Below are 15,507 nucleotides of genomic sequence, written 5' to 3' on the forward strand. Positions count from 1 at the left end.
TCGGATACCTCACCCCACTCGAAACCCGGGCCAGGCTGCAGCGCGACTTCACCCCCGCAGCGTAAGCAACAGCTGTCCAAGGTCAGGGGGGAACTTCAGGGACAAGAACTCCGCACACGTGATGCTCATCCGGGCTGGACTCGTACCCGGCTGACGTTGAGGGCGTAAGACACGGCGGTCCGCAGGGCCACCATGCAGCCCGAGTCAGAAATCCCCCAGACGAAGGCGGAATCCCCCGCCTTCAGGCGGGGGAGCAGTCAATAGGCTGCGCCGATGGAGAGCCCCACCGACACCGACGCCACCCAGCTCTACGCCCGCCTGCTCGCCGAACCCGGCCGCCCGCCCGAAGCCCTCGGCCTCGACTGGGACGGGCCCAGGCTCGGCGCCGCCACCGCGGAACTGCGCGCCCTCGGACTCCTCCAGCCCACCGCCGGTGACGCTTCAGTCCCCGATGACACCGCAGTCTCGGTGGACACCGCCGTCCGCCAACTCCTCCTCGACGCCGACTCCCACGTCACCGCCCTCGTCGCCGCACTGCGCCACGCCCGCGACTCCGTCGACCGGCTGCACACCGGCTACCTGCCCGTCCAGCAGCACCACCGCGCCGACACCGGCCTCGAACTCGTCCGCGGCGCCGACCGGATCGCCGCCCTCCTGGAGGACGCCGCCCGCGGCGCCCGCACCGAAGCCCTCTCCCTGCGCCCCGGCCAGGACCTCTCCGGCCCCGCCCTGGCCGGCAAACTCGCCCGCGAACGCCTCGCCCTCGCCCACGGCGCCGCACTGCGCACCATCTACCCGGCGGCCGCGCTGCGCCGCCCCGCCGTACTGGCGCACGTGCGGGAGCTGACCGCAGCGGGGGCCCGGATCCGGGCGGCGCACTCGCTGCCGCTCTGGCTGATCGTGGTGGACGCCCGGCTGGCGATCCTGCCCGCGCCCGGCTCGGGCCCGGGCGGGGACGCTCCGGTCGCCGGGGCGGCGGTGGTGGTCCGCGATCCGGCGGTGGTCGCGCTGGTGGCGGAGCTGTTCGAGTACTTCTGGTCGGCGGCCTGGACCCCGCCCGAACTCGGACCGGAGGAGATCGACATGACGGATCGTCAACTGGCTGTGCTGCAACTGCTGGCGGCCGGGCTGACGGACGTGGCGATCGCCCGCAAGCTGGAGGTGTCGGAGCGGACGGTCCGCCGGATGGTCGCCGAGCTGATCGCCGGTCTGGGCGCGGAGAGCCGCTTCCAGGCCGGCGTGCACGCCGCCCGGCGGGGGTGGATCTGAGGCCCGGACGGCGAGGGCGGCGTGGCGGCGAGGCGGGCGCCTCAGCGCCGCCCGGGGAGCGGTAGCCCGAGGTGGTCCCGGAGGGTGCGGCCGGTGTAGTCGGTGCGGAACACCCCGCGCTCCTGGAGCAGTGGCACCACCCCGTCGACGAACTCGTCCAGGCCGCCCGGGGTGAGGTGCGGGACGAGGATGAAGCCGTCGGCGGCGTCGTTCTGCACGAAGTGGTCGATCTGCGCGGCGACGGTGGCGGGGGAGCCGATGAAGGACTGCCGGCCGGTCAGCTCGATCACCAGTTCGTGGCTGGTCAGGTTCTTCTCCGCCGCCACGGCCCGCCACCGCCGGGCGACGGCGAGTGGGTCGCCGTGCCGGACCCTGCCCTGGACCAGGGCGCTGTCGGGGTCGGGGTCGACGGCCGGCAGCGGCCCGTCCGGGTCGTGGTCGGACAGGTCGACGCCCCAGACCTGCTCCAGGAAGGCGATCGTGGTCTGCGGTCCGACCTGGGCCCGCCGGATCGCGGTGGCGCGCTCGGCGGCCTCGGCGTCGGTGTCGGCGAGGACGAAGGTGACCCCGGGCATGATCTTCAGCTCGTCCGGCTTGCGCCCGTACGCGGCCAGCCGGCGCTTGACGTCCGCGTGGAAGGCCTGGCCGTCGGCGAGGGTGGAGTGCCGGCTGAAGACGACGTCGGCGGTGGCGGCGGCGAACTCCCGGCCCTCGTCGGAGTCCCCGGCCTGGATCACCACCGGGTGGCCCTGCGGCGGGCGGGGCAGCGAGAGCCGGCCCTCGACGTCGAACTGCGGGCCGCGGTGCCGTACGCCGTCCTCCCCGGCGTCCCAGAACTCCCGTGCCAGCTGGACGAATTCGGCGGCCCGGGTGTAGCGGTCGGCGCGGTCCAGGTAGCCGCCGCGGCGGAAGTTCTCCCCGGTGAAGGCGTCCGAGGAGGTGACCACGTTCCAGGCCGCGCGGCCGCCGGAGAGGTGGTCCAAGGAGGCGAAGCGGCGGGCCAGTTCGTACGGCTCGTTGAAGGTCGCGTTGACGGTGGCGGCCAGTCCGAGCCGCTCGGTGACGGCGGCCAGCGCGTTCAGCACGGTGATCGACTCGGGGCGGCCGACCACGTCCAGGTCGTGGATGCGGCCCTTGGACTCGCGCAGCCGCAGGCCCTCGGCGAGGAAGAAGAAGTCGAACTTCCCGCGCTCGGCGGTCTGCGCGAGGTGGCGGAAGGAGGCGAACTCGATGTGGCTGCCGGAGGCGGGGTCGCTCCACACCGTGGTGTTGTTGACGCCGGGGAAGTGCGCGGCGAGGTGGATCTGCTTGAGCGGGCGGTCCGTCATCGGGTCACCTCGGCGAGGGCGGGGGCGGTTGGGGCGGCGGGGGAGGAGAGCGGGGCGGCGGCGTAGCGGCTGGTCGGGCGGGCCAGGCCGAGGTGGTCGCGCAGGGTGCGGCCGGTGTACTCGTCGCGCAGCAGTCCGGCGGCGCGCAGGGCCGGGGCGATCCGGTCGGCCAGGGCGGCGAGGTCGCGTAGCGGGTCGGCGGTGGCGAGGTGGAAGCCGTCGACGCCGGTGCCGGTCGCGGTGAGCTCGGCGAGCAGGCGCTCGTCGGCGGCCCGGTCGGGCAGGGCGGACAGGGTGGCGTCGAGCCGGGCGAGGATCCGCAGGCTCTCGCCGGCGCGCAGCCGCAGGTCGGTGGCGGCGCTCAGCCGGGTGGCGCGGTCGGGGGCGTCGAGCAGGACGACGTCGGCGTGCCGGATCGCGGTGGCGACCCGGGCGCGCCCGCCGGGGGAGGCGTCCGGCGCGAGGTCGGCCGCGGTCACCGGGACCACGACCACCGGGCGGCCCTGCGGCGGGCGCGGGGTGATGGACGGGCCGCGGACCGAGAAGTGCGGGCCCTCGAAGTCGACGTAGTGCAGCTTGTCGCGGTCGATGAACCGCCCGGTGGCGGTGTCGCGGATCTCCGCGTCGTCCTCCCAGCTGTCCCAGAGCCGGGCGGCGACCTCCACGGCGTCGGCCGCCTCGGCCCACAGCTCGTCCTCGGGGGCGACCGGGCGGCGGCCGAAGGCCCTCGCCTCGGCCTCGGTCGTGGAGACGCCGACCAGCCAGCCGGCCCGGCCCTCGCTCACCCAGTCCAGGGTGTTGACCGAGATCGAGGTGTGGAAGGGCTCGGTGTGGGTGGTGGTGACGGTCGGTACGAGCCCGACCCGGCCGGTCAGCGGGGCGGTCCGGGCGAGGGCGGCGAGCGCGTCGGGGCGGCTCGGCTCGGCGGCGAAGGAGTCGTCGAGGGTGACGAAGTCCAGGGTGGCCCGCTCGGCGAGGCGGGCGAGGGCGGCGTAGTGCCCGGCGTCGAAGCGGCCGGGGCTGTCAGGGCTTTCGGGGCTGTCGAGGGCGGCGGACAGGTGCAACTGGCGGGGCATGGTGAGCCTGACTTTCCTCGTGCGGACGCGTGCGCACACCGGCGGACCCGTACGGGGGTGCGGGTGCGGGCAGGCACGCGGATGCGCGGTGACGGCCCGCGGGCGGAGCCCGGACGGGCGGGAGGGGAGGACCGGCGCCGGCGGGACGTCAGCCGGGCGGCGGTGGGGGAACGGTCAGCTCAGCCGCGACACGCCGCGGACCACACGCGACCGAAGTCGATGTGGCTGCGGGTGACCAGCGGGCACGAGGCGTTCACCGCTTCAGTTGACCAGGGCTTCCGTCGGTTCGTCAACCGCCGTTCCCGCCCCTCGGGACGCCGGGGTACGCGGAAGGCCCCGCTCCGCCGCTGGGGGAGCAGCGGCGGGGCGGGGCCTTCGAACGGGAGTGACGCGGGCGTCAGGCCTTGGTGACGTCCTCGATCTCGTCGTCGTCCTCGCGACCGGGGGTCTTGAGGTCGAACTTGGCGATCGCGAAGCGGAACAGGAAGTAGTACAGCGCCGCGAAGGCCAGGCCGAGCGGGATGATCACCCACGGGTCGGTGGCCTTGTTCCAGGCCAGCAGGTAGTCGATCAAGCCGCCGGAGAAGGTGAACCCGTCGTGCACACCGAGCGCCCAGGTAAGGGCCATCGAGACGGCGGTGAGCAGCGCGTGGATGACGTACAGGGCCGGGGCGATGAAGACGAAGGCGAACTCGATCGGCTCGGTGACACCGGTGACGAAGGAGGTCAGGGCCAGGGACACCATCATGCCGGTGATGGCCTTGCGGCGGTGCGGCTTGGCGGCGTGGGCGATGGCCAGCGCGGCGGCGGGCAGCGCGAACATCATGATCGGGTAGAAGCCCGACATGAACTGTCCGGCGGTCGGGTCGCCGGCGAAGAAGCGGGTCAGGTCGCCGTGCACGACGGTGCCGTCGGGCTTGGTGAAGTCACCGGTCTGGAACCAGGCGTAGGAGTTCACGAACTGGTGCATGCCGACCGGCAGCAGGCCGCGGTTGACCAGGCCGAAGGCGCCCGCGCCGAACGCGCCGGCACCGATCAGGCTGTCGTTCAGGCTCTTGATGGCGTCGCCGATCGGGCCCCAGGCCAGGCCGAAGAAGACACCGACACCGGTGCCGACGAAGGCCATGATGATCGGCACCAGGCGGCGGCCGTTGAAGAAGCCGAGCCAGTCGACCAGCCTCGTGCGGTGGTACTTCTGCCAGAGCACCGCGGCCAGCAGACCGATCACGATGCCGCCCAGCACGCCCGGGTTCTGGTAGGTGGCGGCGTCGTCCTTGCCGGGGAGGATCTTGTACTCGGTGATCGGGAACGCGGTCAGCACGTTCTTGTAGACCAGGAAGCCGACCAGCGCGGCGAGGGCGGTGGAGCCGTCAGCCTTCTTCGCGAAGCCGATCGCGATACCCACCGCGAACAGCAGCGGCAGGTTATCGAAGACCGCAGTACCGGCGGTGTTGAACACCGCTGCGACCTTGTCCCAGCCGAGGCCGTCCTTGCCGAAGACGTCGTCCTGGCCGAGGCGCATCAGCAGACCGGCGGCGGGGAGCACGGCAATGGGCAGCTGCAGGCTGCGGCCGATCTTCTGCAGGCCCTGGAGGAGGTTCTGGCCGAACTTCTTGGCGGGGCTTGGCGTGGCCGGAGCCGTGGCGGGCGCCGATGCCTGCGCAGACTGACTCATGGGGGTGGGTTCCTAACGGCATGGCGGTCGGTCGGGGGAAGGCACAGGGGGCCGAACCGCGAACTGGTCTACACCACGCGTGGTGTAGACCAGTTTTGTAGCACGGGCGGACAAGGCAAGGAACCCCGGAAAGCGCCGACGCCGGGAAGCGCTATGAAATCGAAACCTACGCGCGGAACGACGATCATGATTAGGGCCCGGATTGGGATTTTGGCTATTTGCGCAACAAAAAGCGCCGCCGCCCCCGGGGCGGGCCCGGCGGCTGCTGAGAGTGACCACGGCGTCGCGGACGTGCCGATCCGGGGCACCGCCGGCCCGGCCGGATCGCCGCCGAATTGCCTTTTCGGCGGCTATCGGGCAGGGGAATCGGTCCTTTCCCGAAATGCCGAAGGCCCTCGGGCCGGCGGGTCCGAGGGCCTTTGCGGGCGGATGGCCCGGAGGTTGCGCGATTCAGGCCTTGGTGACGTCCTCGACCTCGCTCTCGTCCTCCCGCCCCGGTGTTTTCAGGTCGAATTTGACGATGATGAACCGGAAGAGCGCGTAGTACACCGCGGCGAAGCAGAGGCCGATGACGATGATCAGCCACGGCTTGGTGGCCAGCCCCCAGTTGATCACGTAGTCGATCAGGCCGGCCGAGAAGCTGAACCCGTCGTGCACCCCGAGCCCCCAGGTCACCGCCATCGAGGCGCCGGTCAGCAGCGCGTGCACGGCGTACAGGGCCGGGGCGATGTAGGCGAAGGAGTACTCGATCGGCTCGGTGACACCGGTGACGAAGGACGTCAGGCCGACGGAGAGCATCAGGCCGTAGATCTCCTTGCGGCGGTGCGGCTTGGCCGAGTGCGCGATGGCGAGCGCGGCGGCGGGCAGCGCGAACATCATGATCGGGAAGAAGCCGGACTGGAACTGGCCGGCCGTCGGGTCGCCCGCCAGGAAACGCGGGATGTCGCCGTGCACGATGGAGCCGTCGGGCTTGGTGAACTCGCCGAACTGGAACCAGACGAAGGTGTTCAGCAGCTGGTGCATGCCGATCAGCAGCAGCGCCCGGTTGAACAGGCCGAAGATGCCGGCGCCCCCCGCGCCGAGATCGGCCAGGTTCTGCGAGAAGTCGTTGAGGCCGCGGCCGATCGGCGGCCAGACCCAGAGCGCGAGGCAGGCGGTCAGCATGCCGACCAGGGCGGTGATCATCGGCACCAGGCGGCGGCCGTTGAAGAAGCCCAGCCAGTCGACCAGCTTGGTGCGGTGGAACCGCACCCACAGCCAGGCCGACATCAGGCCGATCAGGATCCCGCCGAGCACCCCCGGGTTCTGGTACGTCGCGTTGGCGGCCTTCGCCGAGGAGTAGTCCACGCACTGGTCGCTGACCAGCACCGTCGGCGGCTTGCAGTGCTCCGGGAAGGCGTGCAGGACCTTGTAGTAGACGAGGAATCCGACCACGGCCGCCAGGGCCGTCGAGCCGTCCGCCTTCTTGGCCATGCCGATCGCCACGCCGATGCAGAACAGCATCGGCAGGCCGAGCGAGGAGTCGAGCAGTGCGCCGCCGGCCGCGGCGAAGACCTTGGCGACGTTGTTCCAGCCCAGGCCGTCCTTGCCGAACACGTCCGGCTGGCCGAGCCGGTTGAGGATGCCCGCCGCCGGGAGCACCGCCACCGGCAGCTGCAGCGAGCGGCCCATCTTCTGGAGACCGCCGTAGAAGGTGTGCCACCACACGGTCTGCGGGGCCGTGGCTCCTGCCGAACTCATCCTTCACCCTCCGGGAGCGGTTGCCGGCCGGCGGCCCCCTGCGGGACCCTCGGGCGGAGTCCGGAACACCCGGGGTCCTTTCTGCGCTCATCGGAGTACACATATATTGGTGTAGACCACTTTGGGGCGCAGGCCGCACTCCGGGACGCCGGCCCCGCTGATCGTCATCCTCGGGCGACGATCCGGAGCCTGCCCGCCGGAGTGGGCCAAAAGTGAACTAACGTGGCAGACCGGACCGGCACGGGTGATGCTGGTCGCGCTGCTCGCCAGCACGACCGCAGCTGAACCCGCGTCAGCCACCGGCACGGACCTCGCCGTCCCCACGGCCGAGGGACACCCCCCCCAGCAACAGCGCAGAAACGGCACCCGGCAGAGCGGCCGGCGAGTCGAGACAGAGGGAGAAAACCAGATGGCCAGCAAGGCTGAGAAGATCGTCGCCGGTCTGGGCGGCATCGACAACATCGAAGAGGTCGAGGGCTGCATCACCCGCCTGCGCACCGAGGTCAAGGACGCCAGCCTGGTCGACGAAGCCGCCCTCAAGGCCGCCGGCGCCCACGGCGTCGTCAAGATGGGCACCGCGATCCAGGTCGTCATCGGCACCGACGCCGACCCGATCGCCGCCGACATCGAGGACATGATGTGAGCTGAGCCACCCGGGCTCACCCACCCCGGCCCGCCGACCCGCCCAGCGGGACGGCGGGCCGCGGCACATCACGGCGCCACGGCGGCCGCACCGCAGGCCCGGGTACCGCCGCGGCCGCACCGCAGGCCCGGGCGCCACCGCGGCCCCACCGCAGGCCCGGGCGCATCCGAACCGCCGTCCGGAACCATTACGCTCAGTGCCTATGTCACGCATCGACGGCCGCACCCCCGAACAGCTCCGCCCGATCACCATCGAACGGGGCTGGAGCAAGCACGCCGAAGGCTCCGTCCTCATCTCCTACGGCGACACCAAGGTGCTGTGCACCGCCAGCGTCACCGAAGGCGTCCCGCGCTGGCGCAAGGGCAGCGGCGAAGGCTGGGTCACCGCCGAGTACTCCATGCTCCCGCGCGCCACCAACACCCGCGGCGACCGCGAAGCCGTCAAGGGCCGCATCGGCGGCCGCACCCACGAGATCAGCCGACTCATCGGCCGCTCGCTGCGCGCCGTCGTCGACCACCGCGCCCTCGCCGAGAACACCATCGTCCTCGACTGCGACGTCCTCCAGGCCGACGGCGGCACCCGCACCGCCGCCATCACCGGCGCCTACGTCGCCCTCGTCGACGCCATCGCCTGGGCCCGCGACAAGAAGATCCTGCGCGCCAAGGGCCAGCCCATCACCGGCGGCGTCAGCGCCGTCAGCGTCGGCATCATCGACGGCGTCCCGATGCTCGACCTCCAGTACGAGGAGGACGTGCGCGCCGAGACCGACATGAACATCGTCTGCACCTCCGACGGCCGCTTCGTCGAGGTCCAGGGCACCGCCGAAGGCGCCCCGTTCGACCGCGACCTGCTCAACCGGCTGCTCGACCTCGGCAGCCTCGGCTGCGCCGAGCTGGACGAGATCCAGCGCAAGGCCCTGGAAGGCTGAACCCGGAAGGGGCGAACCCGGCCGGGGTGAATCCGGCCGAGGCGGACCCGGCCGGACTGAACCCGGAAGGGCCCGCGCGCCGTGGACACCAGCGGACGCGCGTTCAGCCTGCTGTACAGGCCGGGCCCGGAGACCGTACGGTTCCCGCAGCACCCCCGCTGCGGGAACCGCGCACCCCCCGGCGCGCGTCCCCCACCACGGAACCCGCGCCCCACAGGAGGACCGGATGCCGTCCAGCATCGCCCGCCCCGCCGCCCTCGCCGTGGCCGGACTGATCGCGATCCTCCCGCTCAGCATGGTGAGTTGCTCCGCCGCGCAGAAGGCGATCGACTGCGGCAACACCGCCGTGAAGATCACCGGCGACATCGCCGACGTCACCAAGGCCTACGACAACTCCAGCAACGACTCGGCCGCCGCCGGGAAGGCGCTGCAGAAGCTCAAGAACGACCTCGACCAGGTCGGGAAGAACTCCAAGAACACCGACGTCGCCAAGGCCGTGACCGACCTCCAGAAGCAGGTCGAGAACGTGCAGCACGCCGCCGACAAGAACCAGGTCCCCGACCTCAAGCCGCTCGGCGACGCCGCCGGCAACCTCACCTCGGTGTGCACCGGCTGACCGCCCCCGGCCGCTCGATAGGGTGGGCGATATGTCCACCCGCCTGATCCTCGCCACCCGCAACCAGCACAAGGTCGCCGAGCTGCGCGCCATCCTCACCGACGCCGGCCTGGACGTCGAACTCGTCGGCGCCGACGCCTACCCGGAGATCCCCGACGTCCCCGAGACCGGCGTCACCTTCGCCGAGAACGCCCTGCTCAAGGCCCACGCCCTGGCCCGCGCCACCGGCCTGCCCGCCGTCGCCGACGACTCCGGCCTCTGCGTGGACGTGCTGAACGGCGCGCCCGGCATCTTCTCCGCCCGCTGGTCCGGCAAGCACGGCGACGACCGCGCCAACCTCGACCTGCTGCTCGCCCAGCTCTCCGACATCGCCGAACCGCACCGCGGCGCCCACTTCTTCTGCGCCGCCGCCCTGGCGTTGCCCGACGGCACCGAACGCGTCGTCGAGGGCCGCCTCCTCGGCACCCTGCGCCACGCGCCGTCCGGCACCAACGGCTTCGGCTACGACCCGATCCTCCAGCCCCTCGGCGAAACCCGCACCTGCGCGGAGCTGACGGCGGACGAGAAGAACGCCATCAGCCACCGCGGCCAGGCCTTCCGCGCCCTGGCCCCGGTCGTCAAGGAGCTCATCGGCTGACGTGCCGTCCGCTGAACACCGAAGGCCCGCCCCGGGATGATCCCGGGGCGGGCCTTCGATTCATAGATGTAAGGCTGGTGCGGCCTGAGGGATTCGAACCCTCACGGGGTTTCCCCCACCGGATCCTAAGTCCGGCGCGTCTCGCCAGCTCCGCCAAGGCCGCCTGGCCTCTAGTCTAGGGCCTCGCTTCCGATGGGAACACCGCGATTCCGTTCGGCGCCTTGCGCTTGTTCTTGTTCCGCCCGCAGTACGTATCGGTAACGGCGTGGCAGTTGGGGCAGAGCAGTCGGAGGTTGTCGGGCCGATTGTCGGACCAGTCGCCGTTGACGTGGTCGACCTCCAGCGTCATCGGCCTCCCGTGCCACTCGGGTCCGGTGCCGCAGCCGTCGCACAGTTCCGGTCGGCCGAGCGCGGCAAGGGCTCGGCGAATGCGGAAGCCGGGCACTCGCTTGGCCTCTGCCGGGCGCCGAACGAGAACCTCCGCTGGCGGTAGCCGCCGAGGCGACGGCTTGCCGCGGTTGTGAGCCACTCCGGTGAAGTGGGAGGTGTCGATTCCGAAGGCCTTGATGCGACGCCCGACATGGGCCTGCGTGCCGCCGGCCTGGCGCCGGTTGAGGTAGCGGATCACTCCGGCCACGCTGTGCGAGGCGGCCACGGCTTCCTGTAGGAGCTCCCTCGTGTAGAAGGTCCCGGGCTCGGGAAAGTGTGACGCGTCGATGCCGTACGCCTTGATCCTCTGCCTCAGGTATGAGCGGTTGTACTGGTTCGGTTCGCGGTCGAGCGCGATCAGCATCTCGTCCAGCGTGGTTGCGGCTGCCGCAGCTTCGGCGAGCAGCTCGCGGGTGTACTTGACCGGCATGGGTCCCCCTGTGGGCTGGTGGACCCCTTCCCCAGTGTGTGAACGAGCGGCGGGTGGATTGGTTACGGCCTCCGGGGTGTTTGGCTGTTGATGACCAATTGGTACAGACCTATTGACCTATGTGGTTCAGACCACATAGCTTCGGCGCCAATTGAATCCCCCACGTGCGTGCTCCCCCACAGGCATGCGCCGACACTCTCTCCTGGAGGACCGAGTGTTGATCCGAAGCACGGCGGAGCGGCGTCCCACCGCCGCGTTCCGCCGTAAGAGCGCCCGGGCGGGTGCGGCCTCGGTGGCCTCCGCCGCGTTGGCCGGGCTGGTGATGGCGACGCTGGGTGCGGCGCCCTCGCAGGCGTCGGCGGCCGTCGACAACGCGTCCTGTCGGCCGGACGGGCTGTACCAGACGCCCGGGGTGGACGTCCCGTACTGCTCCGTCTACGACACCGGCGGGCGCGAGAAGATGGGCGCGGACCACCAGCGCCGCATCATCGGCTACTTCACGGGCTGGCGTACCGGCAAGAACGGCGACCAGCCGTACCTGGTGAGCGACGTCCCCTGGGACAAGGTCACCCACCTCAACTACGCCTTCGGGCACGTCGGTGGCGACAACAAGCTGTCCGTCGGTACGGACGGCCCGACCAACGAGGCGACCGGGATCTCCTTCCCGGGCGTGCCCGGTGCCGAGTTGGACCCGACCCTGCCGTACAAGGGCCACTTCAACCTGCTGACGAAGTTCAAGAAGCAGTACCCGAACGTCAAGACCCTGATCTCGGTGGGCGGTTGGACCGAGACCGGCGGCTACTTCGGGGACGACGGCAAGCGGGTGAACTCCGGCGGCTTCTACTCGATGACCGTCAACCCGGACGGCAGCGTCAACCAGGCCGGCATCGACACCTTCGCCGCCTCCTCGGTCGACTTCGTCCGCACGTACGGCTTCAACGGCGTCGACATCGACTACGAGTACCCGACCTCGATGAAGGACGCGGGCAACCCGCTGGACTGGCAGCTCGCCAACTCCAAGCGCGGCTCGCTGGCCAAGGGCTACGCGGCGCTGATGAAGACGCTGCGGGAGAGCCTGGACAAGGCCGGCGCCGCCGACGGCCGGCACTACCTGCTGTCGGTCGCGGCCCCGTCGTCCGGCTACCTGCTGCGCGGCATGGAGACCTTCCAGGTGGCGCAGTACCTGGACTACGTCAACATCATGTCGTACGACCTGCACGGCGCCTGGAACAAGTACGTCGGCCCGAACGCCTCGCTGTTCGACGACGGCAAGGACGGCGAGCTGGCGGCCGCCAACGTGTACGGCACCGGGCAGTACGGCGGCATCGGCTACCTGAACGCCGACTGGTCGTACCACTACTTCCGCGGTGCGATGCCCGGCGGCCGGATCAACGTCGGCCTGCCGTACTACACCCGCGGCTTCAAGAACGTCCAGGGCGGCACCAACGGCCTCTGGGGTACGGCGTCCGCGACGACCTGCCCGGTCGGCTCCGGTCTGACCTCCTGCGGTGACGGCGCCGTCGGCATCGACAACATCTGGAACGACAAGGACGACGCGGGCAAGGAGTCCCCGGCCGGGTCGAACCCGATGTGGCACGCGAAGAACCTGGAGAAGGGCATCCTGCCCGACTACCTGGCCAAGTACGGCGTGACCGACACCGCGCTGCAGGGCACCTACGCCCGCAACTACAGCTCCAGCCTGGTGGCGCCGTGGCTGTGGAACGACGCCAAGAAGGTGTTCCTCTCCACCGAGGACGAGCAGTCGGTGGGCGCCAAGGCGGACTACATCGTCAACCAGGGCGCCGGTGGCGCGATGGTCTGGGAGCTCGCGGGCGACTACAGGTGGGACGCCGCCGCCAACGGCGGCAAGGGCGAGTACGTCCCCGGTTCGACGCTGACCTCGCTGATGTACGACAAGTTCAAGTCGGCGACGCCGTACGGCGCGGCCCGCTCGACGATCGCGCTGCCGCAGCAGACCCTGCCGATCGACGTGTCGTTCACCGACTTCGCGCTGGGTGACTCGAACTACCCGATCAACCCGAAGCTGCACATCGTCAACAACGCGACGGTGACCCTGCCGGGCGGCACCGAGTTCCAGTTCGACTACTCCAACTCGGCCCCGGGCAACGCCAAGGACCAGTCCGGCTTCGGCCTGCAGGTCATCAGGCAGGACAACCCGGGCCCGGGCAACGTGGGCGGTCTGAAGGGCACGTACAACCGGGTGTCGGTCAAGCTGCCGGGCTGGCAGTCGTTGGCTCCGGGCGCCTCGGTCGACATGGACTTCGTCTACTACCTGCCGGTGTCGACGCCGTCGAACTGGACGGTCAACGTGGGCGGCACGCTCTACGGGATCAAGGGCGACCTGACCCGGGGCGCGGCGGACGGCGGTACGACGCCGCCCACGACTCCGCCGACGACCCCGCCCACCACTTTGCCGGCCGGCTGCGCGGGTGCGCCGAGCTGGGACGCGGGCACCACCTATGCGAGCCCCACCAAGGTCTCGTGGAAGGGCCGCTACTACCAGAACAAGTGGTGGACCAAGGGCGACGACCCCACGGCCAGTGGCGCGTGGGGCGTCTGGAGCGACCTCGGGGCCTGCTGAGCAGGGAGCGGCCCGCCGAGGTGAGGGACGGCGGTGGCGGTGCACCCGGTCGGGGGGTGTGCCGCCACCGCTGCGTCGTCCGCCGCTGCGTCGTACGGGGGTGGGTGCTCAGGCCTCGATCTTGAGGTCGCGCAGCAGCTTGGCGACGTGGCCGGTGGCCTTGACGTTGTACAGCGCGTGCTCGACCTTGCCCTGCTCGTCGACGATCACGGTGGAGCGGATCACGCCGAGGTAGGTGCGGCCGTAGTTCTGCTTCTCGCCGTAGGCGGCGTACGCCTCCAGGACCTTGTGGTCCGGGTCGGACAGCAGGGTGACCTTGAGGTTCTCGGTCTCGCGGAACTTGCCGAGCTTCTCCGGCTGGTCCGGGGAGATGCCGATGACGTCGTAGCCGGCGCCCGCGAAGACCTCCAGGTTGTCGGTGAAGTCGCAGGCCTGCTTGGTGCACCCCGGGGTGAGCGCCTTGGGGTAGAAGTAGACGATGACCTTGCGGCCCGCGTGGTCGGCGAGGGACACCTGGTTGCCGTCGGCGTCGGACAGGCTGAAGGCGGGTGCGGTGTCGCCGGGCTGGAGACGCTCAGTCATGGGTGGACTCTCCTGGTGCGTGCTGCTGTGACGGGCGGTCGTACCACGGCAAACTTACCTCCGATGGTGGGTGGGGCCGCGCGGCCGTGAGCGCCAGCTGACACACTGGGTCAGTCGCACAGATCGCAACGGATCGCACAGAACAACATCGGCAAGTGAATGGGGTGGCCCGAGTGGGCGAGGCGAGCACGCAGGACAAGTCGGCGCGGACGACCGCCCAGATCGAGGCGGACATCGAGAGCGCGCGCGGCCGGCTGGCGGCGACCCTGGACGAGCTGGCCGTACGCGTCCACCCGAGCACGATCTCCGCCCAGGTCAAGGCCAAGGCGGTGGCCAGCGTCGAGGAGAAGGCCGGCCGGGCGTACGTGGCCGCCAGCGGCATGGTGGACAAGGTCAAGGCGCAGTTCGTGGACGAGAAGGGGCAGCCGCGCAAGGAGCGGATCGTCCCGGCGGCGCTGGTCGGTGTGGGTCTGGTGCTGCTGGTTGCCTCGTCCCGCAAGCGCCGCAAGGACTGACCGGTACGACGGGTGGGGGCCGGGCACGGTGGGTGCCCGGCCTTCCGTGTGTCTCCCGCCGTGTCTCCGGCGGTGTCTCCCGCCGTGTCTCCCGCATCTCGGGCCGGAGTCACGCCGCGCGCCCGGGGGCGGTACCTTCGGGACCGTGAGTACGAACGACGAGACCCACCCCGACCACCTGCACGAGCCGGCCCGGCACGACCGGCTGGGCGAGAAGCTGCCGATCCGCATGCTGCACGACCGGGTGCTGGTGCGCATCGAGGGTGCCGAGGGCGAGCGCCGGTCGACCGGCGGCATCCTGATCCCGGCGACCGCGGAACTGTCCAAGCGCTGCACCTGGGCGGAGGCCGTGGCGGTCGGCCAGAGCGTGCGCTCGGTGGAGCCGGGGGACCGGGTGCTGTACGACCCGGAGGACAAGCTGGAGGTCGAGGTCCGCGGCGCCACCTACGTGCTGCTGCGCGAGCGCGACCTGCACGCGGTGGCGGCGACCCGGTTCGGCGACACCGAGGGGTCGACCGGGCTGTACCTGTGAGCGCGGAGCGCCCCCTCCGGCCGTTCGGTGACCCGGCGCGCTGACCTGCCGGTTCGCTGACCGACCGGCTCGCCGACCTGCCGGTTCGCTGATCGGAACTGTCGGTGGTGGGCGCTAGGGTCCGGGCATGACGAGGCGTGTGCCGGTGATCGGTGACGGGGAGCGTCGGGCCCGGTTGGGGTGGCGGCAGGCGTTGGCGCCCTCGGCGCGGGCGGCGCGGGTGGAGGACGTGGCCGACGCGGTGGTCGGGCTGCACGCGACGGACGCGGCCACGGTGTACCTGTCGGCGTGCGAGCGGCTGGCCGCGGCGGAGCGGGCCGTGGCGGTGGAGGCGGTGCGGTTGGCGGGCTGGTTGGGGGAGGTGCGGGTGACGCCGCGGTTCCGGACGGCGGTGGAGCGGGAGTTGGTGGCGAGGCGGTAGCGCCGCCTCGGGCTCGCCCTATGGTGTCGGGGTTGCCGCCGGGCGGGTGGCGGGGCCGCCGGTGGAGGTGGGCGGGTCGGTGGG

At 71.1% G+C, this 15,507-nt stretch carries 14 protein-coding genes, 1 tRNA gene and 1 pseudogene; 9 read left to right on the forward strand and 7 right to left on the reverse strand.

The genetic code is table 11. The features are described from left to right. The first annotated feature begins 273 nt into the window (after positions 1-273). Entirely contained in the window at positions 274-1,269 is a 996-nt protein-coding gene (locus OP86_RS30230; RefSeq protein ID WP_051831008.1) for a helix-turn-helix transcriptional regulator, read from the forward strand. A 41-nt stretch (positions 1,270-1,310) separates the two neighbouring features. Here the strand turns inward: OP86_RS30230 and OP86_RS30235 are convergent, their stop codons facing one another. From OP86_RS30235 to OP86_RS30250, 4 genes are all read right to left on the reverse strand, one after another. Beyond that, positions 1,311-2,597 carry an LLM class flavin-dependent oxidoreductase gene (locus OP86_RS30235; RefSeq protein WP_030261013.1) on the reverse strand — a complete coding sequence of 429 codons (1,287 nt, stop codon included), beginning with the start codon at positions 2,595-2,597 and terminating at the stop codon, positions 1,311-1,313. Continuing rightward, on the reverse strand, positions 2,594-3,673 hold the full coding sequence (locus OP86_RS30240) for an LLM class flavin-dependent oxidoreductase (RefSeq protein WP_030060518.1): 1,080 nt from the start codon (positions 3,671-3,673) through the stop codon (positions 2,594-2,596). Before OP86_RS30240 ends, OP86_RS30235 begins: the two co-directional genes overlap by 4 nt. Before the next feature lie 397 nt (positions 3,674-4,070). Next, positions 4,071-5,348, reverse strand: coding sequence for a PTS transporter subunit EIIC (locus OP86_RS30245; protein WP_030060519.1), 1,278 nt, complete (start codon positions 5,346-5,348; stop codon positions 4,071-4,073). Between the two features lie 450 nt (positions 5,349-5,798). Then, positions 5,799-7,088 (reverse strand): PTS transporter subunit EIIC, encoded by a 1,290-nt coding sequence (locus tag OP86_RS30250; protein ID WP_030060520.1) that lies wholly within the window; start codon positions 7,086-7,088, stop codon positions 5,799-5,801. A gap of 247 nt (positions 7,089-7,335) precedes the next feature. Between OP86_RS30250 and OP86_RS38925 the strand changes: the two genes are divergently transcribed. From OP86_RS38925 to rdgB, 4 genes are all read left to right on the forward strand, one after another. Further along, positions 7,336-7,731, forward strand: a complete 396-nt coding sequence (locus OP86_RS38925) for a PTS sugar transporter subunit IIB (RefSeq protein ID WP_280921470.1) — start codon at positions 7,336-7,338, stop codon at positions 7,729-7,731. Between the two features lie 202 nt (positions 7,732-7,933). Then, on the forward strand, positions 7,934-8,659 hold the full coding sequence (gene rph / locus OP86_RS30260; protein ID WP_030060522.1) for a ribonuclease PH: 726 nt from the start codon (positions 7,934-7,936) through the stop codon (positions 8,657-8,659). 226 nt (positions 8,660-8,885) lie between these two features. Further along, complete coding sequence (locus OP86_RS30265) at positions 8,886-9,275, forward strand: hypothetical protein (protein WP_030060523.1); 390 nt, start codon at positions 8,886-8,888, stop codon at positions 9,273-9,275. A gap of 31 nt (positions 9,276-9,306) precedes the next feature. Next, positions 9,307-9,912 carry an RdgB/HAM1 family non-canonical purine NTP pyrophosphatase gene (gene rdgB / locus OP86_RS30270; protein WP_030060524.1) on the forward strand — a complete coding sequence of 202 codons (606 nt, stop codon included), beginning with the start codon at positions 9,307-9,309 and terminating at the stop codon, positions 9,910-9,912. Positions 9,913-9,987: 75 nt separating this feature from the next. Here the strand turns inward: rdgB and OP86_RS30275 are convergent. Together OP86_RS30275 and OP86_RS30280 are read right to left on the reverse strand one after the other, a co-directional pair. Continuing rightward, positions 9,988-10,075 (reverse strand) — tRNA-Leu (locus tag OP86_RS30275). A 12-nt stretch (positions 10,076-10,087) separates the two neighbouring features. After that, the gene (locus OP86_RS30280; protein ID WP_030060525.1) at positions 10,088-10,771 is read right to left on the reverse strand and encodes an HNH endonuclease signature motif containing protein; all 684 of its coding nucleotides are present in this window, start codon (positions 10,769-10,771) and stop codon (positions 10,088-10,090) included. A 322-nt stretch (positions 10,772-11,093) separates the two neighbouring features. Between OP86_RS30280 and OP86_RS30285 the strand changes: the two genes are divergently transcribed. After that, entirely contained in the window at positions 11,094-13,373 is a 2,280-nt protein-coding gene (locus OP86_RS30285; RefSeq protein WP_234435127.1) for a chitinase C-terminal domain-containing protein, read from the forward strand. A gap of 108 nt (positions 13,374-13,481) precedes the next feature. Here the strand turns inward: OP86_RS30285 and bcp are convergent, their stop codons facing one another. Next, positions 13,482-13,955, reverse strand: a complete 474-nt coding sequence (bcp, locus tag OP86_RS30290; RefSeq protein ID WP_030060528.1) for a thioredoxin-dependent thiol peroxidase — start codon at positions 13,953-13,955, stop codon at positions 13,482-13,484. Between the two features lie 173 nt (positions 13,956-14,128). On the opposite strand from bcp, the gene OP86_RS30295 reads away from it, so the two are divergent. From OP86_RS30295 to OP86_RS37570, 3 genes and pseudogenes are all read left to right on the forward strand, one after another. Beyond that, entirely contained in the window at positions 14,129-14,470 is a 342-nt protein-coding gene (locus OP86_RS30295; protein WP_030060529.1) for a DUF3618 domain-containing protein, read from the forward strand. A gap of 229 nt (positions 14,471-14,699) precedes the next feature. Continuing rightward, positions 14,700-15,002 carry a GroES family chaperonin gene (locus OP86_RS30300; protein WP_097240225.1) on the forward strand — a complete coding sequence of 101 codons (303 nt, stop codon included), beginning with the start codon at positions 14,700-14,702 and terminating at the stop codon, positions 15,000-15,002. A gap of 127 nt (positions 15,003-15,129) precedes the next feature. Then, positions 15,130-15,306: pseudogene (locus tag OP86_RS37570) on the forward strand (winged helix DNA-binding domain-containing protein); the annotation flags it as partial. Positions 15,307-15,507: the final 201 nt, after the last annotated feature.

Source organism: Streptomyces novaecaesareae, assembly GCF_000716875.1.
In the GTDB taxonomy this organism is placed as follows: Bacteria; Actinomycetota; Actinomycetes; order Streptomycetales; family Streptomycetaceae; genus Kitasatospora; species Kitasatospora novaecaesareae.